We start from the raw sequence: 24,027 nt of genomic DNA, 5'->3' as shown, positions 1-24,027 counted from the left end.
AGCGATACGAGACGCTTAGGCCGCGGGTTCCGGGTCGCGCTTGCGCTTGTTGCCCATGCGCACGCCGATGTCCATGAGGAACTGGAAGAAGCCTTCCTGATCCTCCAGCACATTGCTCCAGAACGGCGAGTGGTACAGCGCCACGGCACCGTGCACCAGCGCCCAGGCAGCGCAGTAATGGAAGTACGGCGGTACGTCTTCGAGCTTGCCTTCGCTGATGCGGCCCTTGATCAGCTGAGTCAGCCGATCGAAGTTGGAGGCACGAATGCTGTGCAGCTCCTCGACCATCTCCGGCACCTGGTTGCCCTTGACCACCTTTTCTTCCAGGCGATCGAACAAGCGGTAACGCTGCGGGTCGCGCATGCGGAACTCGAAATAGGCGCGCGAGAGCGCCTCCTTGTCGCGGTCGACATCGGCCGAGTGCAACAGCGCGTTCAAGTCACGCTCGTAGTCGAGCATCAGGCGCAGGTAGATCTCCGCCTTGGACTTGAAGTGCTTGTAGATCGTCCCTTTGCCGATACCTACGGCGTCAGCGATCATCTCGACGGTGACGCTATCTTCACCCTGTTCGAGAAACAGCTTGAGCGCAGTATCGAGGATTTCCTGTTCGCGACGGCGAAACTCACGGACCTTACGAGGTTCTTTCTGCATGGGAAGGACTGGATGACATTGAAGCGGTTTATTATGCCTAACTTGCAGCAAATTGCACGGATCATCCAACCATGTCTATGTTTCATGATGAGTTCGACCAGGCGCCGGGGCTGCGTTACCTGAACCATGCGGCCATCGCCCCTTGGCCACGGCGGGCCAGCGACGCGGTGGCGCGCTTTGCGCGAGACAACGTCAAACAGGGTGCCAGCGACTATCCGGCATGGCTGGCCACCGAGCGGCGCCTGCGCGATCGCCTGGCGCGGCTGATCAATGCACCTTCACGCGGCGATATCGCACTGGTCAAGAACACATCCGAAGCGCTCTCTCTGGTCGCATTCGGCCTCGACTGGCAAGCCGGCGACCAAGTGGTGATCAGTGACGAGGAATTCCCCTCCAACCGGGTGGTGTGGGAGGCGCTGGCCCATCGAGGTGTCGAGGTGGTTCAGGCGAGCCTGGCCGGCGCCGACCCCGAAGCTTCGCTGCTGGCGGCCTGCGGCCCGCGCACACGCCTGTTGGCAGTCAGCGCCGTACAGTTCGGTAGTGGCCTGCGCCTGGACCTTGCGCGCCTCGGCGAGGGCTGCAGGGTGCGCCAGGTGTTGTTCTGCGTCGATGCCATCCAGCAGATCGGCGCCCTGCCCTTCGACGTGCAGCACTATCAGTGCGATTTCGCCATGGCCGACGGCCACAAGTGGATGCTTGGCCCCGAGGGCCTCGGCCTTTTCTACTGCCGCGCCGCAGTGCGCCCGCAACTGAGGCTCAATGCCTATGGCTGGCACATGCTGGAGCATTTGGGCGACTTCGAGCGCCGCCAGTGGCAACCGGCGCGCAGCGCCCGGCGCTTCGAGTGCGGCAGCCCGAACATGCTCGGCGCCTGTGCGCTGGAGGCAAGCCTGTCATTGCTGGAGGAAATCGGCATGGATGAGGTTGCCCGGCTTTTGCAACAGCGGGTCGAGCAGTTGTACCAAGGCTTGGCGAATATTCATGGCGTGCAACTGCATAGCCCAGGGGCTGCGCAACGGCGGGCGGGCATTGTCACTTTCAGCATTTCAGGGCAAGACAGCGCCGCTATCCATCGCAGCTTGACGGCTGAAAGCACGATTTGCGCACTGAGGGGCCCCGGTGTGCGTTTTTCGCCACATTTCTATACCAATGAGCGGCTTATCGATGAAGCTGTACAGCAAGTAAGACGGCTTGCCATGCATTGAGGAAGGAAGGAACACCGGGCGTATTCCAAATCTGTTTAAAAAACGACCAGCACGCACTGGCACTGTGCCAAACCTGACCAATACTTGAAGTGTTGGCGCGGCGCATCCCCCCCAAGTGGCGCGCCGATAAAGGTGCTCAGGGACCGCGTACCTTTGTTTTACTCCTAATGGTCTTAACCCGGATTCCTCCCCCAGAACCCGGGTTTTTTTTGCCTGATCGAATGCCCCGGCGGGTGCTCAGGCAACCCGGGCCAGGGGGAACAGGCGCTTGAAGTTGGCGGTGGTCTGCTCGGCCAGCTGTGTGTAACTCACGCCGCGTAGCGATGCCACATACTCCGCCACCTCCCGCACATACTGCGGCAGGTTCGGCTTGCCACGGTAGGGAATGGGCGCCAGGTAGGGCGAGTCGGTTTCAACCAGCAGGCGGTCTGCCGGCACCTGCCGCGCCACCTCGCGCAACGCGTCGGCATTGCGGAAGGTGACGATGCCGGACAGCGAGATGTAGTAGCCCAGGTCCAGCGCCGCCTTGGCCATCTCCCAGTCTTCTGTGAAGCAGTGCAGCACGCCGGCCTGGGGCAGGCTGGCTTCGCGCAGCAGCGCCAGGGTGTCCGCACGGGCCGCGCGGGTATGCACGATCACCGGCTTGCCGGTCTGCCGCGACGCTTCCAGGTGCAAGCGGAACGACGCCTGTTGCAGCTCGGCAGCCTCTGGCTCGTAGTGATAGTCCAGCCCGGTTTCACCAATCGCCACCACATGCGGGTGCGCCAGTTCGCGCAACAACCACTCCAGCGCCGGGGTTTCGCCCGGCGCCAGGTCGAGCGGGTGTATACCCACGGAACAATCGACATCGGTGTACTGCTCGCTCAGCGCCTTCACCGCACCGGCATTTTCGGCGCTAACGCCAATACACAGAAAATGCCCCACCCCTCGCTCGCGCGCCGCCTGCAGGGCGGCATCGAGGGAGCCCTGGTGGGCACTGAGGTCAAGACGGTCGAGGTGGCAATGGGAATCTACGAGCATGGGAGACGGCACACGTGAATAAATGGAGAAATCAGCGGGAACCCGGCAGCTGCACCCAATGGGCGAGCAAGGCTTCCAGCAGCAGGACGCGGTTGAGGTTGGCCTTGCCCAGCACCTTCTGGCGCTGCTCGAGGATCCACGCCTGAACTTCGAGCACCTTGGCTTGCCGGCTCTTCTGTGCAAGGTATTGCACCACCTTGCGCATATCGGCCAAGCCTAGCCCCTCCTCGTCCTGGGTCAATTGATAACGCAGGATCAGGTGCGACCAATCGCAGAACCAGTCGAACAGCAACAACAATGGCACGCTGTTCCAGGCTTCTGCCAGTTGCGTGGGCGATTGCTGCTGCTTGAGCAGCTTCTTTACCCCATCGGTGACGAGCGTACGCTGCTCGCGCACGCCCTGAGCCTGCAGCTTCACTGCCATCAACGGTGAGCCAGCGGCAAGCGTCAGCAGCTCGTCGCGTTCGGCCTCGTCGTTGTCGGCAAGCGCCGTCGCCAGCCAGGCTTGGCTTTGGGCCAGGCTAGGCTGCGGGCACACGACCTGCTGGCATCGGCTCTTGATGGTCGGCAGCAACCGGCTGGGCTGGTGGCTCACCAGCAGCAGCACCGTATTGCCGGAGGGCTCTTCCAGGCTTTTGAGCAAGGCGTTGGAGGCGTTGACGTTCATCGCCTCCACCGGTTCGATGAGGATCACCTTGCGCCCGCCAAGCTGCGCGGTCTGCACCACGAAGGACACCAGTTCGCGCACCTGGTCGACCTTGATCGGCTTGTCTGCCTCTTCAGGCTCGAGCACGAAGTTATCCGGGTGGCTGCCTGCCTTGAGCAGCAAACACGACTTGCACTGCCCGCAGGCATCCAGCCCTTGCGGCTGCTGGCACAGCAGGCTTGCCATCAGGCGCTCGGCCAAGGCGCGCTTGCCGATACCCTGCGGGCCGTGCAGCAAATAGGCGTGGGCATGCTGGGCACGCCCCGCCAATTGCTGCCAAAGCGCCTGCTGCCAGGGGTAGGCCTCAGCCACGGCAACGCTCCAGGATACCAGGCAGCAGTGCATCAATGGCGCGCTGTACGGCTTCCAGCGATTGCGCGGCATCCAGCAGTTGGTAGCGCTGCGGCTCGCGCTGGGCGCGCTGCAGGTAGGCCTGGCGCACGGCCTCGAAGAAGGCCTGGCCTTCCTGCTCGAAACGGTCCAGGCGGCCACGTGCGGCGGCACGGGCCAACCCGATCTCTACCGGCAGGTCGAACACCAGGGTCAGGTCTGGGCGCAGGTCGCCCTGAACGAATTGCTCAAGGGTGGCGATACGCTCGACCGACAAGCCACGGCCACCGCCCTGATAAGCGTAGGTGGCATCGGTAAAGCGATCGCACAGCACCACGGCACTGCGGGCCAGCGCCGGGCGAATCACCTGCGCCAGGTGCTGTGAACGGGCGGCGAACACCAACAGCAGCTCGGTGTCGGCCGCCATCGCTTCATCGCTCGGTGCCAACAGCAGTTCACGGACCTTCTCGGCCAGCGGCGTACCGCCGGGCTCGCGGGTCAACACCACGTCCAGCCCTTGCTCACGCAAGCGTGCGGCCAGGTAGTCGCGGTTGGTGCTCTTGCCCGCGCCTTCGGGGCCCTCAAGGGTAATAAACAAGCCGCTCACAGGCAGTCCTTAATGTTGTTCGTCAGGCGTCGGCGTTTCGGCCGGGGCGGGTTCGCTGGCCGGTGCCGGGTCGTCTGCAGAAGGTTCGCTCGGCGCGGGGGGCGCTTCAGCCGGCGCCTGCTCGGCACCCTCTTGCACCTGGGGTGCCGGGCTGGACCGGTAGTCGGCCCGCCGCTTGAGCTGAAACTCGCGCACCGCCGAGTTGTGATCGTCAAGGTCGTCGGAGAACACATGGCTGCCATCGCCACGGGCGACGAAATACAGGCTGGTGCCATCGGACGGGTTGAGCGCAGCGTGGATCGCCTCGCGCCCGACCATGGCGATCGGCGTGGGCGGAAGGCCACTGATGGTGTAGGTGTTGTACGGGGTTGGCTCACGCAGGTCGGCGCGGGTGATCCTGCCGTTGTAGCGCTCACCCATGCCGTAGATCACCGTAGGGTCAGTCTGCAGCATCATGCCCAGCCGCAGGCGACGCACGAATACGCCGGCGATCTGGCCGCGCTCCTGGGGGATGCCGGTCTCTTTTTCCACCAGCGAGGCCATGATCAGTGCCTGGTAAGGGTCACGGTACGGCAGGTCGGTGGTGCGCTCGGCCCATTCCTTGGCCAGCACTTCATCGAGGCGCATGTAGGCCTGCTGCAGCAGCTCGGCATCCGTCATGCCCCGCACGAAGCGGTAAGTGTCAGGGAAGAAGCGGCCCTCGGGGAACACCCCGGTATGGCCGAGCTTGTCCATGACCTCCGAATCGGAAAGGCCGTCGAGGGTATGCTTGATCTTTTCATGCTTGGCGATCGCCGAACGGACCTGACGGAAGGTCCAGCCCTCGACCAGGGTCAAGTTGTACTGCACCACGTCAGCGCGGCGCCAGGCATCGAACAGGTCTTCCACGGTCATGCCAGGCGTGATGCGGTATTCACCGGTTTTCAGCGGCGTGCCAGCCATGTTGAAGCGCCAGTACAAGCGCAGCCAGAAGGCGTCATCGAGCAACCCCTCGTTCTGCATGCGGTAGAACATGCGGTTGGGGTTGGTGCCGTTGGGCACGTCGAGCAGGCGCTCCTGCGTCACGTGCAGCGGCTGCTCCAGCACCGAGTTGACCTTCCAGGCCGACCAGCCCAAAGCCAGGCCGGCCAGGATCAACCCCATTTCCAGCAGCAGCAGGAATTTGCGTCTCACGAATTCAGGTATCCAGTAACGTACGGGCAACGGCCTGCAGTTTACGGGTGAGCGGGCCCGGCGACCAGTTCAGTGCAGTAAATGCCCGCACAGGCCAAACGCCATAGACACTGTTGCAGAGAAACACTTCGTCTGCCTGCTCCAGTGCTGCAAATGGCAAGTCACACACCTGCACCCGGATTTCCAGTGCGTAAGCCTGCTGCAACAAGGCGCCGCGCATCACACCGGCAACGCCGCAGCGGCTGAGCTCGGCAGTCAGCAGCACGCCGTCGCGCACGAGGAAAAGATTGCTGTACACGCCTTCGATCACCCTGCCCTGCCCGTCACACATCAGGCCCTCGGCATGTTCGCTGTCCTGCCATTCGGCACGGGCCAGCACTTGCTCCAGGCGGTTGAGGTGTTTGAGGCCGGCCAGCAGGGGTTGTTCCCCAAGCCGGGTCTGGCAAGGGAACAGGCGCACGCCGTGTTCTGCGTGTTCGGCAGGATAGCTGGGCAGTGGGCTGCCCTGAAGGATACGGCGCGGCGCGGCACCGGCAACCGGGGCGTAGCCACGCTGGCTGTCGCCGCGGGTGAGGATCAGTTTGGCGACACCGTCGCCGAGCTGGCTGGCATAGCGCAGAATTTCGTCACGCACCAATGCCAGGTCGGCGTCGATTGCCAAGCGCTGACAACCCAGTGCCAGGCGCGCCAAGTGGCCATCCAGCAAGCTGGGCTGGCCATTGCGCACAGCGATGGTCTCGAACAGGCCATCGCCATAGGCCAGGCCGCGGTTCTGCAGGTTGACTGCAGTCGCAGGCTGGCCGTCGATCCAGCTGTGCATCAACCGGCGAACCGGCGGAACACCAGCGAGCCGTTGGTGCCACCAAAGCCGAACGAGTTGGACAGCACCACGTCGATCGGCATGCTGCGCGCCTGATGCGGCACGAAGTCGAGGTCGCACCCTTCATCCGGCTCATCGAGGTTGATGGTCGGCGGCGCCATCTGGCTGTTGATTGCCAGCACGCTGAAGATCGCCTCTACCGCGCCAGCGGCGCCCAGCAGGTGGCCGGTCATCGACTTGGTCGAGCTGACTGCCAGCTTGTAGGCGTGGTCACCGAACACACGCTTGATCGCAGCGACTTCGGCGATATCACCAGCCGGGGTCGAGGTACCGTGGGCATTGATGTAACTGACTTCATTTGGCTGAACGCCGGCGTCACGCAGGGCGTTGGCCATGCAGCGGGCAGCGCCTTCACCGCTGTCGGGTGGCGAAGTCATGTGATAGGCATCACCGCTCATGCCGAAGCCGACCAGCTCGGCGTAGATGGTCGCACCGCGAGCCTGGGCGTGCTCCAGCTCTTCGAGCACCAGGGCACCGGCGCCGTCAGACAGCACGAAGCCATCACGGCCCTTGTCCCACGGACGGCTGGCACGCATTGGCTCATCGTTGCGGGTCGACAACGCGCGCGAAGCTCCGAAGCCGCCCATGCCGAGACCGCAGGCCGCCATTTCGGCGCCACCGGCGATCATCACGTCCGCTTCACCGTAGGCGATGTTGCGCGCGGCCATACCGATGCAGTGCGTACCGGTGGTGCAGGCCGTGGCAATGGCGTAATTCGGCCCCTGCAGCCCCAGGTGGATCGACAGGAAACCGGAAATCATATTGATGATCGAACCCGGCACGAAGAACGGCGAAATACGCCGCGGGCCCTGCTCGTGCAAGGTACGGCTGGTTTCTTCGATGTTGGTCAGGCCACCAATGCCCGAGCCCATGGCCACGCCGATGCGCTCACGGTTGGCGTCAGTGACTTCCAGGCCGGCGTTACGCACTGCCTGGAAACCGGCCGCCAAGCCGTACTGTATGAACAGGTCGAGCTTGCGAGCTTCCTTGGCCGACAGGTACTGCTCAACCTCGAAGCCCTTCACCGAGCCGCCAAAACGGGTGGAGTAGGCAGACAGATCCGTGTGCTCGATCGGACCAATGCCACTGCGGCCAGCCAGAATGCCCTGCCAGGTGCTCGGTACATCGGTACCCAGTGGCGACAGCATACCCATACCGGTGACCACGACGCGTCTACGCGACACAGTACTCTCCTTTTCTAATAACAGAGTCTCTTGCCATTGCATTCAGGCAATGGAATGAAATGGCAACAGGCTCTCGAAGCCCGCAGATCGACGCAGGGCGTTCGCAAAGAAAAAACCGCACGCCGGTAAAGGCAGTGCGGTTTTTCTCGTCAAGAAGCGACGACTACAGCGTCTTAGGCCTTGTGGCTGTTGACGTAGTCGATTGCAGCTTGAACGGTAGTGATCTTCTCGGCTTCTTCGTCAGGGATTTCGGTCTCGAATTCCTCTTCCAGAGCCATCACCAGCTCAACGGTGTCAAGCGAATCGGCACCCAGGTCATCGACGAAGGACTTCTCGGTGGTCACTTCCTCTTCCTTGACGCCCAGTTGCTCGGCGACGATTTTCTTGACGCGTTCTTCGATGGTGCTCATACCTAGTTTTCACTCCTAATGGACATATGTCAGGCAGCTGGCCGGTGACCAAGTTTATAGAAAGACGTTCGCTTTTCAAGCGGAACACACCTTCAGTTCAGTCACCCGACCCTCTGTCCGGAATCTGGTTGCAGCTTTATAACGGATTTTAGGCTCGGAGTATGACTCTTTTTTTAAGCAATCCGTCACATTGAGTTGCAGTATTACATGTACATCCCGCCGTTCACCGGCACAGTAGCGCCGGTGACATAGGCTGCGCCGTCGGACGCCAGGAAGGAAACCACCTTGGCGATTTCGTCAGCCTGGCCCAGGCGGCCCAGCGGAATCTGGGTCTGCAGCGCTTCGCGCTGAGCTTCTGGCAGTTCGCGGGTCATGTCGGTGTCGATGAAGCCCGGGGTTACCGAGTTGACGGTGATACCGCGCGAGCCCACTTCACGCGCCAGCGCGCGGCTGAAGCCTTCGAGGCCCGCCTTGGCGGCCGCGTAGTTGGCCTGGCCAGCGTTACCCATTGCACCAACGACCGAGCCGATGCTGATGATACGACCCCAACGCGCCTTGGTCATGCCACGCAGCACGCCCTTGGACAAACGGTAGAGGCTGTTCAGGTTGGTGTCGATCACGTCGAACCACTCGTCGTCCTTCATGCGCAGCATCAGGTTGTCGCGGGTGATGCCGGCGTTGTTGACCAGAATGGTCGGCGCACCGAACTGTTCGCCAATGGCGCCCAGCACCGCTTCGACGGACTCGGCGCTGGTCACGTTCAGCTCCATGCCGGTACCGGTGATGCTGTGCTCTTTGAGGGTGGCGGCGATACGCTCGGCACCGGAGGCCGAGGTGGCGGTGCCGATCACGGTCGCGCCCTGGCGGCCCAGCTCAAGGGCGATGGCCTGGCCGATACCACGGCTGGCGCCGGTAACCAGTGCAACTTTACCTTGCAGGCTCATGCAAGCTTCTCCAAATTCAGGCCAGCGCCGCGCGGGTGGCGGCGACGGCGTCAGGGGTATTGAGGTTGTAGGTGGTCACGCCGTCGGCGCAACGCTTGTTCAGGCCAGCCAGCACCTTGCCCGGGCCGCACTCGACCAGGTTGACCGCGCCATTTGCGGCGAGCGTCTGCACGCATTCGACCCAGCGTACCGGCTGGTACAGCTGCGCTAGCAAGTCATGCTTGAGCGCATCGAGGTCGGCGGCGATGGCGGCGGTGACGTTCTGCACCACCGGAATCTGTGGGGCCTTCCATTCGATGGCGTTGACCGATTCGGCAAAACGCTCGGCAGCCGGCTTCATCAGTGCGCAGTGCGACGGCACGCTGACCGCCAGAGGCAGCGCGCGCTTGGCACCGGCCTCTTTGCACAGCGCCATGGCGCGGTCTACCGCCGCCTTGTTACCGGCGATCACGACCTGGCCTGGGGAGTTGAAATTCACTGCGCTGACCACTTCGTCTTCGGCAGCCTTGGCACAGATATCGACAACGACTGCGTCGTCAAGCCCAAGAATCGCGGCCATGGCACCGTGACCGGCAGGCACAGCCTCTTGCATCAGTTCGCCGCGGCGCTTGACCAGCTTCACTGCATCTTTGAGCGACAGGCTGCCAGCCGCGACCAACGCACTGTACTCACCCAGGCTGTGGCCGGAAACGAAGGCCGGCTTCGCGCCGCCCTCCTCCAGCCACAGGCGCCACAGCGCGATGGAGGCAGTGAGGATCGCCGGCTGGGTCTTGTCGGTTTGATTGAGTTGCTCTTCCGGCCCTTCCTGGACCAGCTTCCACAGGTCGTAGCCCAGAGCTTCGGACGCTTCCTTGAAGGTCTCGACGATTACCGGCTTCTCGGCGCCGAGTTCATTGAGCATGCCCAGCGACTGGGAACCTTGACCGGGAAAGACAAATGCGAGGGATGCAGACATTGAACAAGCCCTTATGATCTTGTCGTCGGATAGGGTGCGCCGAGCCCGAGGCTAGACGCAGAATCTGAAAACTTGGATGGAAACACAGACCAAGCGGTCACATTTAAGCACTTCATCGGCGAAATGCCTAAGGCAACAGGTCTTCAAGGCGCCCATGCAGGCGCTGCGGCAGGTTTTCCTGGATCTCGATCAGCGCGCGCTGAATGGCGCTCTGGAACCCCTGCACGCCGGCCGAGCCATGGCTCTTGATGACGATACCCTGCAACCCGAGAAAACTTGCACCATTGTGCCGCGCCGGCGCCAGGTCGGCCTGCAGGCGCTTGAGCAACGGCATGGCCATGGCCCCGGCAGCACGCGCCAGCACACCACCCTTGAACAGCTTCTCGATGCGGGCGCCGATCATGGTCGCCAGCCCTTCGCTGGATTTGAGCAGGATGTTGCCGACAAAGCCGTCGCACACCACCACGTCCGCTTCACCGCGGTACAGGCCATCACCTTCGACGAAGCCGACATAGTTGAGGCCGCGTGCATTCTGCAGCAGTGTGGCGGCCAGCTTGACCTGCTGGTTACCCTTGATGTCCTCGGTACCGATATTCAACAACGCCACCCGCGGCCGATGAATACCCAGGGCCTGGGCGGCCACCGAGCCCATCACGGCGAACTGGTAGAGATTCTCGGCGCTGCAGTCGACATTGGCACCCAAGTCGAGCAACTGACAGTAACCCGCCTGGGTCGGGATAGCCGCCACCATGGCCGGCCGATCGATGCCCGGCAGGGTCTTGAGCACAAAGCGCGACAGCGCCATCAGTGCACCGGTATTGCCGGCACTGACGCAGGCCTGAGCCTTGCCATCACGCACCAGCTCGAGGGCAATGCGCATCGACGAGTCCGGCTTGCCGCGCAACGCCTGGGATGGCCGCTCGTCCATACCGATCACCTCACTCGCCGCAACAATCTGCAGACGTGCGCGATCCGTAGCCGCAAGGCCACTGACAAGATCTTCCAGAAGGGAGGGTTGACCGACGAGGGTCAGGTGCAGCGAGGGGGTAGCCGAAAGGCAGGCAATGCTAGCCTGGACAATGCTGCGGGGACCGAAGTCCCCGCCCATTGCGTCGATCGCGATGATCTGAGCGGACAAGGATTACTCGTCAGCGCCCTTGTCGATCACTTTGCGACCACGGTATACGCCTTCTGGCGAAACGTGGTGACGCAGGTGCATTTCACCGGTGGTTTTTTCTACCGACAGTGCGTTTTCCGACAGGGCGTCGTGCGAACGACGCATGTCACGGGCAGAGCGGGATTTTTTGTTCTGCTGAACAGCCATAATTGATTAACTCCTAAACGTTTGGGTCACGCTTTAACTGCGCCAAAACACTGAACGGGTTGGACCGCGATACCTCGTCCTTGCTCGAATCGGGCTCGTCTGCGCCCGCCGGCTGCTGGCATTCTTCCGGATGATGAGCAGGCACAATGGGCAAGGCGAGCAGAAGCTCCTCCTCGATCAAGGCCTGCAGATCCAATGGATCTTCGCCCAGTTCCAGCACGTCATAGCCTTTCGGCAACGACTGGGTATTCGCACCCTCCTTCACCACAGCGTATGAACATTCGCTGTGAATCGGCAGGGTGACCAGCTCAAGACAACGCTGGCAAACCATTTTGACTTCGACATCCAGTTCGCTGTGGATAACCACAACGTGCTGTTCGTCTCGTTCAAAATCGAACTTCGCCTGCACCGTACCGACATTGTCGGAAAGCGGGTCGCAGAGTCTTTCCAAATCAGCGAGTTGCAGCGAACCATTAAGGGTTACGCCACGATCGGCTAATTTGCGCGGGTCAACGTGAGGTGGAATCGGGTCATTCAACATAGGCGCAGCATTCTAGGGATGCCCCCCGCCTCTGTCAAAGGAAATTAGGCGGCATCTTGCATGTTAGAATTTGGGTTACTTCAACAGGAGTCTACCATGCTGCCTTTGCTGCTGGCTTCCAGCTCACCTTATCGGCGCGAACTGCTCGCACGCCTGCGCCTGCCTTTTACCTGCGCAAGCCCCGATCTAGACGAGCGGCGCCTGGATAACGAGCCCGCCACGGCACTGGTGCGGCGCCTGGCACAGCAAAAGGCCGAAGCACTGGCCAGCAGCCATCCAGGGCACTTGATCATCGGCTCCGACCAAGTCGCGGTACTGGGTGAACAGATCCTCGGTAAGCCCCATAGCTTTGAGCGCGCCTGCGAGCAGTTGCTCGAGGCCAGCGGGCAGCAAGTTACCTTTCTGACCGGCCTGGCGCTGCTAAACAGCGCCACAGGGCAATGCCAGGTCGATTGCGTGCCGTTTACCGTGACGATGCGGGAACTGGACCGGGAGCGGGTGGAGCGCTACGTGACCGCAGAACAGCCGCTCGATTGCGCAGGTAGCTTCAAGGCCGAAGGGCTCGGCGTGAGCTTGTTCAAGAGCACCCACGGGTGCGATGCCACCAGCCTGATCGGCCTGCCGCTGATTCGGCTGGTGGATATGCTGACCGCAGAGGGCGTGGTGATCCCTTGATATAAAGATGGGGCCGACTGGCGGCCCCATAACGCATATCAGCGCAGAGTGGGGCCCTGAAGCCCCATGTACAGGGCCAGATGCTCCGCCACACTGGCACCAATGCGCTTGGAGAAGCGATCGAACGGCGATTCCTGAACGGTGAAATCGACCAGCTCCTTCTCCCCCACAACCTCACGCGCCACGTAGCTGGCACTGCCCAGCCCATCCACCAGGCCAAGCGCCTTGGCCTGCTCGCCAGACCACACCAGGCCGCTGAACAACTCGGGATGCTCCTTATCCTTCAGGCGATCACCCCTGCCCTGCTTGACCATGGCAATGAACTGCTGATGCGTGGTATTCAGCACACCCTGCCAGAACGCACGCTCTTCCGGCTTCTCCGGCGAGAACGGATCCAGGAACGCCTTGTGCTCACCCGCGGTGTAGGTACGCCGCTCGACACCCAGCTTCTCCATCGACCCAACAAAACCGTAACCGGCCGCGGTCACACCAATGGAGCCCACCAGGCTGGCCTTGTCGGCATAGATCTCGTCGGCCGCACTGGCAATGTAATAAGCGCCAGACGCACCCAGGTCGGCAATCACCGCATACAGCTTGATAGCCGGATACTCGGCGCGCAGCCGGCGGATTTCGTCATACACGTAACCCGCCTGCACCGGGCTGCCGCCCGGACTGTTGATACGCATGATCACCGCTTTGGTCTTGGGGTCCTTGAACGCTTCGCGCAGGCTCTTGACCAGGTTGTCGGCACTGGCGGCCTCCTGGTCGGCGATAACCCCGCGCACCTCTACCAGCGCCGTATGGTTGGTACTGCGCGAGGCGGCCTTGTCCATGTCCGTGAACGGCAGGAACAGCGCCAACATGCCGAACAGGTAGACGAAGGTCAGCAGCTTGAAGAAAATCCCCCAGCGCCGCGCCCGGCGCTGCTCCTGGACACCGGCCAGCAGGGTCTTCTCCAGCAGCTTCCAGCTTTTGCGCTCTTCGCGCTCTTCGGGTTCAGACTCAGGTGCCTTCCACTCTTCAGCCATGCTCACCTACCTTGGATTTGGATTTGCGCAGAACCACCCAGCCACTCGCGCAGCTGGGAAAAATGATCGATGCACACTTGCGGACCGAATTCGGACAATGCCTGAAGCGACATGGCCCCATAACCCACCGCCACCGAATGCATACCGGCATTGCTGGCCATCTGCAGATCGAACGCCGAATCTCCGACCATCACCGCTCGGCCAGGTTCGACGCCACAGTGCGTGAGGATCTCCTCGAGCATCAGCGGGTGCGGCTTGCCACGGGTTTCGTCGGCAGCCCGAGTGATGTCGAAGAATTGCTCCCACCCATTAGCCTTGAGCACCCGGTCGAGCCCGCGGCGCGCCTTGCCGGTCGCCACCGCCAGGCGATAGCCCTCGGCCCGGAAGGCATCCAGCGATTCGACCACACCCTCGAACAGCGGCGAAGGCTGCTGATCGAGCGCCATATAGATGTTGGCATAGTGCTGACGGAAGGCTTCGACCTGCACGGTATCGAGGTGAGGATACAGGGTCGAGATAGCTTCACCGAGGGCCAGGCCGATGATGCCCTTGACCGCTGCTTCAGGGCTTGGCGCCTCGCCTGCCCGCTCGGCGGCGGCATTCATCGCTTCGACGATACGGCCAATCGAGTCGGCCAGCGTGCCGTCCCAGTCGAAGATCAGCAGCTCATAAGGCTTTTTCATGAATCAGGTCGCACTCAGACGTTCCACGGTTTTTGCCCACACCTCATCCACCGGCGCTTCCAGCTTGAGCTCACCCCCATCGGGCAGCGGCACGGTCAGGGCATAGGCATGCAGGAACAAGCGCTTGCCACCCAGCTCGCGAATCTCGCGACTGAAGTCTTCATCGCCGTATTTGCTGTCGCCGGCGATCATGTGGCCGGCGTGCAGCGCGTGCACGCGGATCTGGTGGGTACGCCCAGTGATCGGCCGCGCCTCGACAATAGTGGCGAACTCACCGAAACGGCGCAGCACGCGGAACAGGGTCAGCGCTTCCTTGCCTTCGTCATTCACCTCGACCATGCGCTCGCCTGAGCGCAGGTTGCTCTTGAGCAGCGGCGCATTGACCTGCTTTTTGGCGGTAGGCCAATGGCCGCGCACCAACGCCATGTAGCGCTTGTCAACGCCATCGCCGCGCAAGGCGGCGTGCAGGTGGCGCAGCATGCTGCGCTTTTTGGCGATCATCAGCAGGCCCGACGTGTCACGGTCCAGGCGGTGCACCAGCTCCAGCTCCTTGGCGTCCGGGCGCAGCTGGCGCAGCGCCTCGATCACACCAAAGCTCAGGCCGCTGCCGCCATGCACGGCAATGCCAGAAGGTTTGTTCATCACGATCAGCGCCTTGTCTTCGTAGACAATGGCGGCTTCCAGGCGCTGCAGCAGCCCTTGGGCCACCGGCGCCGGCTCGTCGCGCTCAGGCAAGCGCACAGGCGGCACGCGCACGATGTCGCCGGCCTGGATCTTGTACTCAGGTTTGACGCGGCCCTTGTTGACCCGCACCTCGCCTTTGCGCAGGATGCGGTAGACCAGCGTCTTGGGCACGCCTTTGAGCGCCGTGATAAGGAAATTGTCGATGCGTTGGCCGGCAAGCTCCGGCGCGACTTCGATCAGCTGCACGCCGGAAGTCGGAGGGGTATTGGTCGTCATGGCGGGAATGATAACAATTTTTTATGGAATTGAAGCACTTAATCATTGCTGCTATAGTCGCGAACGCCGCCAAAAGCGGCAGGCCAGCGGCACCAGGCCCTTAGCCGGTCCCTGACCTACGCAATTCTGCAGGACGCGAGGCCGTCCTACGGGGTTTTCGCCAGTTTACCGAATTGCCTGGAATCGCCACCAGCGCTGTGTAGAGAAGACCGAAAAAAAACGACAAGTGCGGTGTTTCACCTGCTTACCCGATTCTTTTCGCTGTACCTCTGCCCGCCCGTCGCTTCCACGCAACGCACGGCGAATACTTCGGAAATACCTGCCTTGGACATGAATGGCGTCAGCGCCAAACCAGCGCTGGCGAAAAATGCAACCCGTTGCGGATTCAGCGCGCGGCAGCACCCGAATTATCAGGGATACGTGCAGGGTGGAGATGCACAGCCCTCGGACCGTGTAGCACCGCGTCCGGCCACCGGCCCAGTGAATGGCCGGCGAGCGGATAAGGTCCTGAACAGATGCCCCTCGGGCGTCCACGGCTGACGGTTGATTCCTCCTCCTGACTGAGTGCACGAGGCCTGCTGGGTTGATTCGGATATCGATTCGGATATCTCTGCAGATACCGCAGGGGCCTCTTGGCACCGCAGCAAACAGGACGCGTCGTCGCGACAACGGCAGGCTGGGCAACCGGCTGGTGCCGAACGTTGCTCGACACGGGGGTGGCCCGGCCACCCTTTGCGCACCTTGGCACCGACCATGAGAAGTCGTGTGTGCCGAACGCCGTTTCCGGCAGCCCGGAAACCGACGGTACAACATGAAAAGAATGCTGATTAACGCAACTCAACCCGAAGAGTTGCGTGTAGCCCTGGTGGACGGCCAACGTCTCTACGACCTGGACATCGAGTCCGGTGCGCGTGAGCAGAAAAAGGCCAACATCTACAAAGGCAAGATCACCCGGATCGAGCCCAGCCTCGAAGCCGCCTTCGTCGACTTCGGCTCCGAACGTCACGGCTTCCTGCCGCTGAAGGAAATCTCCCGCGAATACTTCAAGAAAACCCCTGAAGGCCGCGTCAACATCAAGGAAGTCCTGAGCGAAGGCCAGGAAGTCATCGTCCAGGTCGAGAAGGAAGAGCGCGGCAACAAAGGCGCCGCCCTGACCACCTTCATCAGCCTGGCTGGCCGCTACCTGGTGCTGATGCCGAACAACCCGCGCGCAGGCGGCATCTCCCGCCGCATCGAAGGCGAAGAGCGCAACGAGCTGCGTGAAGCCCTCAACGGCCTGACCGTGCCGGGCGACATGGGCCTGATCGTGCGCACTGCCGGCCTTGGCCGCAGCAGCGAAGAAATGCAGTGGGACCTCGACTACCTGCTGCAGCTGTGGACCGCCATCAAGGAAGCGTCCCTGGACCGTGCCGCGCCGTTCCTGATCTACCAGGAAAGCAACGTCATCATCCGCGCCATCCGCGATTACCTGCGCCAGGACATCGGCGAAGTGCTCATCGACAGCATCGATGCCCAGGAAGAAGCCCTGACCTTCATCCGCCAGGTGATGCCGCAGTACGCCAGCAAGGTCAAGCTGTACGAAGACAGCGTGCCGCTGTTCAACCGCTTCCAGATCGAAAGCCAGATCGAAACCGCCTTCCAGCGCGTCGTCGACCTGCCGTCCGGCGGCTCGATCGTGATCGACCCGACCGAAGCCCTGGTATCCATCGACATCAACTCGGCGCGCGCCACCAAAGGCAGCGACATCGAGGAAACCGCCCTGCAGACCAACCTGGAAGCGGCCGAAGAAATCGCCCGCCAGCTGCGCCTGCGTGACATCGGCGGCCTGATCGTCATCGACTTCATCGACATGACCCCGGCGAAGAACCAGCGCGCCGTCGAAGAGCGTGTGCGCGAGTGCCTCGAGGCCGACCGCGCCCGCGTCCAGGTTGGCCGCATCTCGCGCTTCGGCCTGCTGGAAATGTCCCGCCAGCGCCTGCGCCCATCGCTGGGCGAAAGCAGCGGTATCGTCTGCCCACGCTGCTCGGGCACCGGCATCATCCGTGACGTCGAGTCGCTGTCGCTGGCAATCCTGCGCCTGATCGAAGAAGAAGCCCTGAAGGACCGTACCGCCGAGGTGCGTGCCCAGGTGCCGATCCCGGTGGCCGCGTTCCTGCTCAACGAGAAGCGCAACTCGATCACCAAGATCGAGCTGCGCACCCGTGCGCGCATCATCATTCTGCCGAACGATCACCTGGAAACCCCGCACTTCGAAGTCCAGCGCCTGCGCGACGACAACCCCGAAGTGCTGAACAACCAGTCCAGCTACGAAATCGCCGCCACCGAAACCGAAGAAGTGCCGCAGCAGGCCGCCACGCGCACCCTGGTTCGCCAGGAAGCTGCCGTCAAGACTGCCCCGCCGCGCACCAATGCGCCGGTACCGAGCGCCGCAGAAGAGCAACAGCCTGCTGCGCCTGCAGCGCCAGCACCAAGCGTGCCGGAGCCAAGCCTGTTCAAAGGCCTGGTGAAGTCGCTGGTCAGCCTGTTCGCAGGCAAGGAAGAGCCTGCCGCCGCGCCTGTCGTCGCTGCCGAGAAGCCAGCTGCCGAGCGCACTCAACGCAACGAAGAGCGTCGCAACGGCCGCCAGCAGAGCCGCAACCGCAACGGCCGTCGTGACGAAGAGCGCAAGCCACGTGAAGAACGCGCCCCGCGCGAAGAACGTGCGCCACGCGAAGAACGTGCGCCACGCGAAGAGCGCGCCCCTCGTGAAGAACGTGCCCCACGCGAAGAACGCGCACCCCGTGAAGAGCGCGCACCTCGCGAGGAACGCGCACCACGCCAGCCACGCGAAGACCGCCGCGGCAACCGCGAGGAACGCGTCCGCGAACTGCGCGAACCTCTGGACGCAGCACCGGTAGCCCGCGAAGAGCGCGCGCCACGGGAAGAACGCGCACCTCGCGAAGAGCGTGCACCGCGTGAAGAACGTGCCCCACGCGAAGAGCGTGCACCTCGCGAAGAGCGTGCTCCACGTGAAGAACGCGCACCTCGCGAAGAGCGCGCGCCACGTGAAGAACGCGTACCTCGCGAAGAGCGCGCGCCACGTGAAGAACGCGCACCTCGCGAAGAGCGCGCCCCACGTGAAGAACGCCAGCCACGCCCTGCCCGCGAAGAACGTCAGCCGCTCGAAGCCGAACAGGCCGCAGAAAAAGCTGCCGAGCTTGCCGAAGAGCAACTGCCAAACGAAGAGCTGCAGCAGGACGAGCAGGAAGGTTCGGATGACGAACGTCCACGCCGCCGCTCCCGTGGCCAGCGTCGTCGCAGCAACCGTCGTGAGCGCCAGCGCAATGCCAATGGTGACCTGATCGACGGCAGCGACGAAGAAGGCAGCGAGGAGCAACCACAACAGCACCAGGCTACCGAGCTGGGTGCCGAACTGGCCGCCGGCCTGGCCGTCACCGCCGCAGTCGCCACCAGCAACATCAGTGCCGGTGCCGAAGCCGAAGCCAACCAGCAAGCCGAACGCGCCAGCGCCGAAACGGCTGCCACCGACAACAGCGAAGTTGCGCAAGTTGCCGAGCAGGTTGAACCTGTTGCCCAGGCTGAAGACGTTGCCATCGCGCCCGTGGTTGAGCAGCCGGTCAGCGAGCCAGTCGCCGCGGTTGAAGTGACTGCCGAGCCTGTGGTCGAAGTAGCGCCGCAGCCTGTGGTCGAAGAAGCCCCAGCAGCTGAGCCAGTTGTCGCTACCCAGGTACCTGTCGAGGCCGCGGTCGAAGCGCCAGCCGTCGAGGCCGGTGAAGCCGAGAAAGCTCCAGTTGTCGTCGAACAAGCGCCGGCTGCCGAGCAACCTGCTCCGGTCGTCGAAGCTCAGCCTGAAGCCGCTGTCGAACCAGCACCTGTCGCTGCCGAGGTAGCACCTGTGGTTGCCGAGCCCGCCCCGGTCGAAACACCGGCCGTGGTCGAAGCCGCTACCGTGATGCTGGCAAACGGCCGCGCGCCTAACGACCCACGTGAAGTGCGTCGCCGCAAGCGTGAAGCCGAAGCTGCCGCCAAGGCTGCGCAGGAAGCTGCCGCCGCCGAGCCAGCGCTGGAAACCGCCGATGAGCACAAGCCTCATCACGGTTGATAGCCACGGCTGAATGAAAAAGCCCCGCCAGTGCGAACTGGCGGGGCTTTTTCTTGGCGGGCTTTTTTATCAGTGTCGGCGCCTGCTCCTGCAGGAGGCTCAGTACAGGTTGGGCTCCATCTCCAGCTCAACCCCGAACTTCGCCAGGATATCCGCCTGGATGCGCTGCGCCAGGGCATGCAACTGCGCCCCGCTCGCCTGGCCATGGTTGACCAGCACCAACGACTGCAAACGGTGCACCCCGGCATCGCCATCACGATAGCCCTTCCACCCCGCCTGCTCGATCAGCCAGCCTGCCGCCAGCTTCTCCCAGCCATCACCCTGGGGATACGCCACCACCCCTGGATACGCCGCGCGAATGCGCACCACCTGATCAGCGGGCACCACCGGGTTCTTGAAAAAGCTGCCGGCATTACCCAGCTCGGCGGGGTCTGGCAGCTTCTCACGGCGAATACTGCAAATGGCATCGCTGATGGCCTGCGCAGTCGGTGCCTGCACGCCCTGTTCGGCCAGGCGTTGACGCACCGGGCCGTAGTCCAGATGGGCCTGCAGGCTATGGCTCAAGGCAAACCGCACACGCAGAATCAACCAGCGCCCAGGGTTACGCTTGAACAGGCTGTCGCGGTAACCGAAAGCGCAATCCTCCAGGCTGAAATCACGCAGCTCGCCGGTCTCCCGATCAAGCGCCGTCAGCCCGGCAAATACATCCTTGATCTCGACCCCGTAGGCGCCCACGTTCTGCATCGGCGCAGCACCCACGGTTCCAGGGATCAGGCTGAGGTTCTCCAGGCCGCAGAAGCCTTGCTGCAGCGACCACTGCACGAACGGGTGCCAAGGCTCACCGGCTTCAGCCTCGACCACCACCCGGCCCGCATCATCGCTGAGCACCCGGCGACCGCGGCTGGCCACGTGCAGCACCAGTGCATCGACATCACGGGTCAGCAGCAGGTTGCTGCCACCCCCCATCACCAGCACCGCAACCCCACGCTGGCGCGCCTGCGACAATGCCTCACGCAGCTCATCGTCGTTGTGTGCCTGGGTGAAATAGCGGGCTTTCACATCGATGCCGAAGGTGTTGTAAGGCTTGAGCGAAACCTGCTCCTGCCAGCGCGCCGTCATAACCGCCCCTTGATTTCCACGACCAGCTCACGGCAGGCCGCCTCGACCAGGTCGAGTACCTGCTCGAAGCCGTCAGCCCCCCCGTAGTACGGGTCTGGGACCTCATCGAGGGCAGCGCCATAACGACGCAGGAACAGGTCGAGTTCGCCCTGCGCAGTGTGCGGGCGCATGGCGCGCAGGTGGTTCAGGTTGCTTTCATCCATGGCCAGAATCAGGTCGTACTCGGCAAAATGCGCCGCCTTGACCTGCTGGGCGCGCTGCTGCGAAAGGTCATACCCCCGCGCCAGCGCGGCCTTGCAGGTACGGCTGTCGGGCGCCTTGCCCACGTGCCAGTCACCGGTACCGGCGGAGGCCACGTGAACCTGATCGCCCAGGCCAGCAGCCTGCAGCTGATGGCGCAGCACACCCTCGGCGGTGGGCGAACGGCAGATATTGCCCAGGCAAACGAACAGGACGCGCATCAGGCCTCCAGCAAGCGCCGGACGCGCTCCAGGTCTTCCTGTGTGTCGACACCCACGGCCGGCGCCTCGATGGCGTCTTCTACATGGATACGCACGCCGTGCCACAGCGCCCGCAACTGCTCCAGTGCCTCGGTCTGCTCGAGCCCGCACGGCCCCCAGCTGACGAAGTCCTGGAGGAAGCCGACACGGTAAGCGTACATGCCGATGTGGCGACGATACGGCACACCCTCGGGCAGTTGATCACGCTTGTTGGCGAAGGCATCGCGCGCCCACGGCAGTGGCGCACGGCTGAAGGTCAAGGCCAGACCGTTCTTGTCGCTGACAACCTTGACCGCGTTGGGGTTGAACACGGTTTCCGGGTCATGGATCGGCTCGGCCAGAGTGGCGATACCGGCATGCGGGTGCGCGGCCAGGTTGGCGGCGACCTGGTCGATGATTACCGGCGGAATCAACGGCTCGTCACCTTGCACGTTGACCACGATCTCATCGGCGCTCAAACCGAGCTGCGCGGCCACTTCGGCCAGGCGGTCGGTGCCCGACTCATGGTCGACGCGGGTCATCAGCACTTCACCGCCAAAGGCCTGGCAGGCCTTGAAAATACTGGCGTCGTCGGTGGCGATGACCACACGGCTGGCGCCGCTCTTGCGCGCCTGCTCCCAGACGTGCTGGACCATCGGCTTGCCAGCGATCAGCAGCAACGGTTTGCCTGGCAGGCGCGTGGAACGCAGCCGGGCAGGAATGACCACGGTGAAATTCAGGCTCATTTGTCCAGACGCTCGTCGTCGGTCAGGGTACGCGCCTCGCTTTCCAGCATCACCGGGATGCCGTCGCGGATCGGGTAGGCCAGGCCTGCGCCCTTGCTGATCAGCTCGGTCTTGTCAGCGCTGAGCTTGAGCGGGCCCTTGGTGATCGGGCAGGCGAGGATATCGAGCAGTTTGGTGTCCATGAAAGCTTCCTTGAGGCCAGGTGGCCGGAAATTGAATAGGGCTCAGGGCGTTAGGTGCCCTGGCAGCAAGCGTTGCAGCTGGCTGTCGAACCAGGCGCTGAAGGCTGGCCCAGGCTGTGCTTCAACGGCCAGGTACCACCAGTCATCGGCGGCGAAGGCCCGGCATTTCACCGCATCCTTCTCGGTCATCACCAGCGGCAGCGGCGGGCTGAACGCAAGGCTTTGCGCGCTGAACTGTGCGTGGTCGGCAAACGGGTGCGGCACCGGCTGCCAGTTTAGCCCCAGCAGGGTATTGAAGAAACGTTGCGGGTTGCCGATGCCGGCAACCGCGTGCAGGCGCTGGCCTGCAGGGAAATGGTCGAGCGCGCGGCGCTCACCGCTGCGCAGGTTGACCAAGGCACTGGGCTGCAGGCGCAAGGCAAAACCCTCGGGGCGATCGCCGCTGGCTCCGTTGAACAGCACCGCATCAGCCGCCTGCAGGCGCTCGGCCGGCTCGCGCAGCGGCCCGGCTGGCAGGCAACGGCCGTTGCCCAGGCCGCGGGCGGCGTCGATCAGCACCAACTCAAGATCACGCGCCAGGCGGTAGTGCTGCATGCCGTCATCGCACAGGATCAGGTCCAGCGGTTCACTGGCCAGCAGGGCTTGCACGGCGCGGGAACGGTCCGGGTCGATCATCAGCGGCACGCCCGTGCGCTGGACGATCAGCAAGGGTTCATCGCCGGCCTGTTCGGCACCCTGCTGCGCCTCGACGCGCCAGGGGAACTGCGGTGGTTTGGCGCTATAACCACGGCTGACCACACCGACCTTCAGCCCCTGACGGCGGCAATGCTCGATCAGCCAGAGGATCATCGGTGTCTTGCCGGTACCCCCGACAGTGATGTTCCCCACCACGATGACCGGCACCGGGGCACGGTAGCTGGCACTTTCACCATTGAGAAAACGCGCGCGTTTGCGCAGCACCACGCGGCGGTACAGTGCCTCGAGCGGGCGCAGCAGGGCCAGGGCCGGGTGCCCGGCGTACCAGGCGGCAAGCAGACGGTCGGCAAGCGCCATCAAGGTGTCCCCTGGGCTGCCTCGACGGTGGTCATGCGCAAGTGGCTGAAGCCGAGCTTGCCGGCGGCATCCATTGCAGTGATCACGGCCTGGTGCGGGGTTTTGCCGTCGGCACTGATCGCCAGCGGCAGCTTGTTGTCGCCACCGGACTCACGCTCGATCGCCTCGGTCAGGGTAGCCAGGTCGCTCTTGGGCAGCAGGTGGTTGTTCACCGAATACACCCCGTCGGCGCTGATGGTGACTTCCACCAGCTTGTCCTGGTCGGCTGACGGCTGCTCGGCACTGGCGGCCTCGGGCAGCTCGACGCGCAGCTGGGTTTCGCGGGTAAAGGTGGTGGTGACCACGAAGAACAGCAGCAGGACGAACACCACGTCGATCAGCGACGCGAGGTTGATGTCGACGTTCTCCCGCTGGCGATTGCGCCGAAACTTCACGCCTTGCCTCCGGCCACTTCGACTTCGCGGTCGCCCTGGATGACTTCCACCAGCTTGATCGCCTCTTGCTCCATGCCCACCACCAGCTCATCGATGCGGCGCAGCAGGAAGCGGTGGAAGAACACCGCCGGAATACCCACCATCAGGCCGGCTGCAGTGGTCACCAGCGCCTTGGAGATACCGCCGGCCAGTACCGAGGCGTTGGCAGTCATCTGCGAGCCCATGAAGGCACTGAAGATGTCGATCATGCCCAGCACGGTGCCCAGCAGGCCAAGCAGCGGAGCCATGGCGGCAATGGTGCCGAGGGTGCTGATGTAGCGCTCGAGCTCGTGGATGACACGCGAGGCGGCCTCCTCGATGCACTCTTTCATGATTTCGCGGCCATGGCGCGAGTTGGCCAGGCCCGCCGCAAGGATCTCACCCAACGGCGAATCGGCGCGCAAGGCCTTGAGCTTGTCACTGGTAAGTTGCTTGTCCTTGATCCACATCCATACCTGGCCCAGCAGGTGCGGCGGGGTAACGCGACTGGCGCGCAGGGTCCACAGGCGCTCGACGACGATAGCCATGGCAGCGATGGAACTCAGAATGATCGGCAGCATCATCCAACCACCGGACTTGACCAATTCCCACACAGTA

26 protein-coding genes are annotated in these 24,027 nt (G+C 63.1%); 3 read left to right on the top strand and 23 right to left on the bottom strand.

Annotated features, from left to right (window positions below; all coding sequences use genetic code 11):
• Positions 1-15: 15 nt before the first annotated feature.
• Positions 16-651, bottom strand: coding sequence for a TetR/AcrR family transcriptional regulator (locus ABEH27_RS11655; protein WP_346613732.1), 636 nt, complete (start codon positions 649-651; stop codon positions 16-18).
• 71 nt (positions 652-722) lie between these two features.
• On the opposite strand from ABEH27_RS11655, the gene ABEH27_RS11650 reads away from it, so the two are divergent.
• Positions 723-1,856 (top strand): aminotransferase class V-fold PLP-dependent enzyme, encoded by a 1,134-nt coding sequence (locus ABEH27_RS11650; protein WP_346613731.1) that lies wholly within the window; start codon positions 723-725, stop codon positions 1,854-1,856.
• Positions 1,857-2,093: 237 nt separating this feature from the next.
• On the opposite strand, the gene ABEH27_RS11645 is transcribed toward ABEH27_RS11650, so the two are convergent.
• The 12 genes from ABEH27_RS11645 to ABEH27_RS11590 all read right to left on the bottom strand — a co-directional run bounded on the left by ABEH27_RS11645 (position 2,094) and on the right by ABEH27_RS11590 (position 11,930).
• On the bottom strand, positions 2,094-2,876 hold the full coding sequence (locus ABEH27_RS11645) for a TatD family hydrolase (RefSeq protein WP_346613730.1): 783 nt from the start codon (positions 2,874-2,876) through the stop codon (positions 2,094-2,096).
• 31 nt (positions 2,877-2,907) lie between these two features.
• On the bottom strand, positions 2,908-3,894 hold the full coding sequence (locus ABEH27_RS11640; protein WP_346613729.1) for a DNA polymerase III subunit delta': 987 nt from the start codon (positions 3,892-3,894) through the stop codon (positions 2,908-2,910).
• Entirely contained in the window at positions 3,887-4,519 is a 633-nt protein-coding gene (tmk, locus tag ABEH27_RS11635; protein ID WP_346613728.1) for a dTMP kinase, read from the bottom strand. Before tmk ends, ABEH27_RS11640 begins: the two co-directional genes overlap by 8 nt.
• Before the next feature lie 9 nt (positions 4,520-4,528).
• Positions 4,529-5,692 (bottom strand): endolytic transglycosylase MltG, encoded by a 1,164-nt coding sequence (gene mltG, locus ABEH27_RS11630; protein ID WP_346613727.1) that lies wholly within the window; start codon positions 5,690-5,692, stop codon positions 4,529-4,531.
• Between the two features lie 4 nt (positions 5,693-5,696).
• On the bottom strand, positions 5,697-6,512 hold the full coding sequence (gene pabC, locus ABEH27_RS11625) for an aminodeoxychorismate lyase (RefSeq protein WP_346613726.1): 816 nt from the start codon (positions 6,510-6,512) through the stop codon (positions 5,697-5,699).
• Positions 6,512-7,756, bottom strand: a complete 1,245-nt coding sequence (gene fabF, locus ABEH27_RS11620; RefSeq protein WP_346613725.1) for a beta-ketoacyl-ACP synthase II — start codon at positions 7,754-7,756, stop codon at positions 6,512-6,514. The genes pabC and fabF overlap by 1 nt, the downstream gene beginning before the upstream one ends.
• Before the next feature lie 173 nt (positions 7,757-7,929).
• Positions 7,930-8,166 (bottom strand): acyl carrier protein, encoded by a 237-nt coding sequence (gene acpP, locus ABEH27_RS11615; protein WP_346613724.1) that lies wholly within the window; start codon positions 8,164-8,166, stop codon positions 7,930-7,932.
• Positions 8,167-8,369: 203 nt separating this feature from the next.
• On the bottom strand, positions 8,370-9,110 hold the full coding sequence (fabG, locus tag ABEH27_RS11610) for a 3-oxoacyl-ACP reductase FabG (RefSeq protein WP_346613723.1): 741 nt from the start codon (positions 9,108-9,110) through the stop codon (positions 8,370-8,372).
• A gap of 16 nt (positions 9,111-9,126) precedes the next feature.
• Positions 9,127-10,065: an ACP S-malonyltransferase gene (gene fabD / locus ABEH27_RS11605; protein WP_346613722.1), complete on the bottom strand. Its 939-nt coding sequence runs from the start codon at positions 10,063-10,065 to the stop codon at positions 9,127-9,129.
• Positions 10,066-10,192: 127 nt separating this feature from the next.
• Complete coding sequence (plsX, locus tag ABEH27_RS11600) at positions 10,193-11,203, bottom strand: phosphate acyltransferase PlsX (RefSeq protein ID WP_346613721.1); 1,011 nt, start codon at positions 11,201-11,203, stop codon at positions 10,193-10,195.
• A 3-nt stretch (positions 11,204-11,206) separates the two neighbouring features.
• A complete protein-coding gene (gene rpmF / locus ABEH27_RS11595) occupies positions 11,207-11,389 on the bottom strand; it encodes a 50S ribosomal protein L32 (protein ID WP_346613720.1) in 183 nt (60 codons plus the stop codon).
• A 13-nt stretch (positions 11,390-11,402) separates the two neighbouring features.
• Complete coding sequence (locus ABEH27_RS11590) at positions 11,403-11,930, bottom strand: YceD family protein (RefSeq protein ID WP_346613719.1); 528 nt, start codon at positions 11,928-11,930, stop codon at positions 11,403-11,405.
• Between the two features lie 96 nt (positions 11,931-12,026).
• On the opposite strand from ABEH27_RS11590, the gene ABEH27_RS11585 reads away from it, so the two are divergent.
• On the top strand, positions 12,027-12,605 hold the full coding sequence (locus tag ABEH27_RS11585) for a nucleoside triphosphate pyrophosphatase (protein WP_346613718.1): 579 nt from the start codon (positions 12,027-12,029) through the stop codon (positions 12,603-12,605).
• Between the two features lie 38 nt (positions 12,606-12,643).
• Here the strand turns inward: ABEH27_RS11585 and ABEH27_RS11580 are convergent, their stop codons facing one another.
• The 3 genes from ABEH27_RS11580 to rluC are packed head-to-tail and all read right to left on the bottom strand — an operon-like array spanning position 12,644 to position 15,276.
• The gene (locus ABEH27_RS11580; RefSeq protein ID WP_346613717.1) at positions 12,644-13,633 is read right to left on the bottom strand and encodes a S49 family peptidase; all 990 of its coding nucleotides are present in this window, start codon (positions 13,631-13,633) and stop codon (positions 12,644-12,646) included.
• A gap of 2 nt (positions 13,634-13,635) precedes the next feature.
• The gene (locus ABEH27_RS11575) at positions 13,636-14,316 is read right to left on the bottom strand and encodes an HAD family hydrolase (protein WP_346613716.1); all 681 of its coding nucleotides are present in this window, start codon (positions 14,314-14,316) and stop codon (positions 13,636-13,638) included.
• Between the two features lie 3 nt (positions 14,317-14,319).
• Positions 14,320-15,276 (bottom strand): 23S rRNA pseudouridine(955/2504/2580) synthase RluC, encoded by a 957-nt coding sequence (gene rluC / locus ABEH27_RS11570; protein WP_346613715.1) that lies wholly within the window; start codon positions 15,274-15,276, stop codon positions 14,320-14,322.
• 811 nt (positions 15,277-16,087) lie between these two features.
• Here rluC and rne point away from each other — a divergent pair.
• A complete protein-coding gene (gene rne / locus ABEH27_RS11565; protein ID WP_346613714.1) occupies positions 16,088-19,378 on the top strand; it encodes a ribonuclease E in 3,291 nt (1,096 codons plus the stop codon).
• A gap of 99 nt (positions 19,379-19,477) precedes the next feature.
• On the opposite strand, the gene murB is transcribed toward rne, so the two are convergent.
• From murB to ABEH27_RS11530, 7 genes are read right to left on the bottom strand one after another with little or no spacing between them, the layout of a single operon-like run.
• The gene (gene murB, locus ABEH27_RS11560) at positions 19,478-20,497 is read right to left on the bottom strand and encodes a UDP-N-acetylmuramate dehydrogenase (RefSeq protein WP_346613713.1); all 1,020 of its coding nucleotides are present in this window, start codon (positions 20,495-20,497) and stop codon (positions 19,478-19,480) included.
• Entirely contained in the window at positions 20,494-20,958 is a 465-nt protein-coding gene (locus tag ABEH27_RS11555; protein WP_346613712.1) for a low molecular weight protein-tyrosine-phosphatase, read from the bottom strand. Before ABEH27_RS11555 ends, murB begins: the two co-directional genes overlap by 4 nt.
• A complete protein-coding gene (kdsB, locus tag ABEH27_RS11550; RefSeq protein ID WP_346613711.1) occupies positions 20,958-21,722 on the bottom strand; it encodes a 3-deoxy-manno-octulosonate cytidylyltransferase in 765 nt (254 codons plus the stop codon). The genes ABEH27_RS11555 and kdsB overlap by 1 nt, the downstream gene beginning before the upstream one ends.
• Positions 21,719-21,904, bottom strand: a complete 186-nt coding sequence (locus tag ABEH27_RS11545) for a Trm112 family protein (RefSeq protein WP_003247142.1) — start codon at positions 21,902-21,904, stop codon at positions 21,719-21,721. The genes kdsB and ABEH27_RS11545 overlap by 4 nt, the downstream gene beginning before the upstream one ends.
• Before the next feature lie 42 nt (positions 21,905-21,946).
• Positions 21,947-22,957 (bottom strand): tetraacyldisaccharide 4'-kinase, encoded by a 1,011-nt coding sequence (gene lpxK / locus ABEH27_RS11540; protein WP_346613710.1) that lies wholly within the window; start codon positions 22,955-22,957, stop codon positions 21,947-21,949.
• Positions 22,957-23,391 (bottom strand): biopolymer transporter ExbD, encoded by a 435-nt coding sequence (locus ABEH27_RS11535; protein WP_346613709.1) that lies wholly within the window; start codon positions 23,389-23,391, stop codon positions 22,957-22,959. The genes lpxK and ABEH27_RS11535 overlap by 1 nt, the downstream gene beginning before the upstream one ends.
• On the bottom strand, positions 23,388-24,023 hold the full coding sequence (locus tag ABEH27_RS11530; RefSeq protein ID WP_028614013.1) for a MotA/TolQ/ExbB proton channel family protein: 636 nt from the start codon (positions 24,021-24,023) through the stop codon (positions 23,388-23,390). Before ABEH27_RS11530 ends, ABEH27_RS11535 begins: the two co-directional genes overlap by 4 nt.
• Positions 24,024-24,027 lie beyond the last annotated feature (4 nt).

The sequence above is a fragment of the Pseudomonas sp. P39-UII1 genome (assembly GCF_039672635.1).
GTDB lineage: Bacteria > Pseudomonadota > Gammaproteobacteria > Pseudomonadales > Pseudomonadaceae > Aquipseudomonas.
This window is presented reverse-complemented; position numbering and strand designations above follow the sequence as displayed.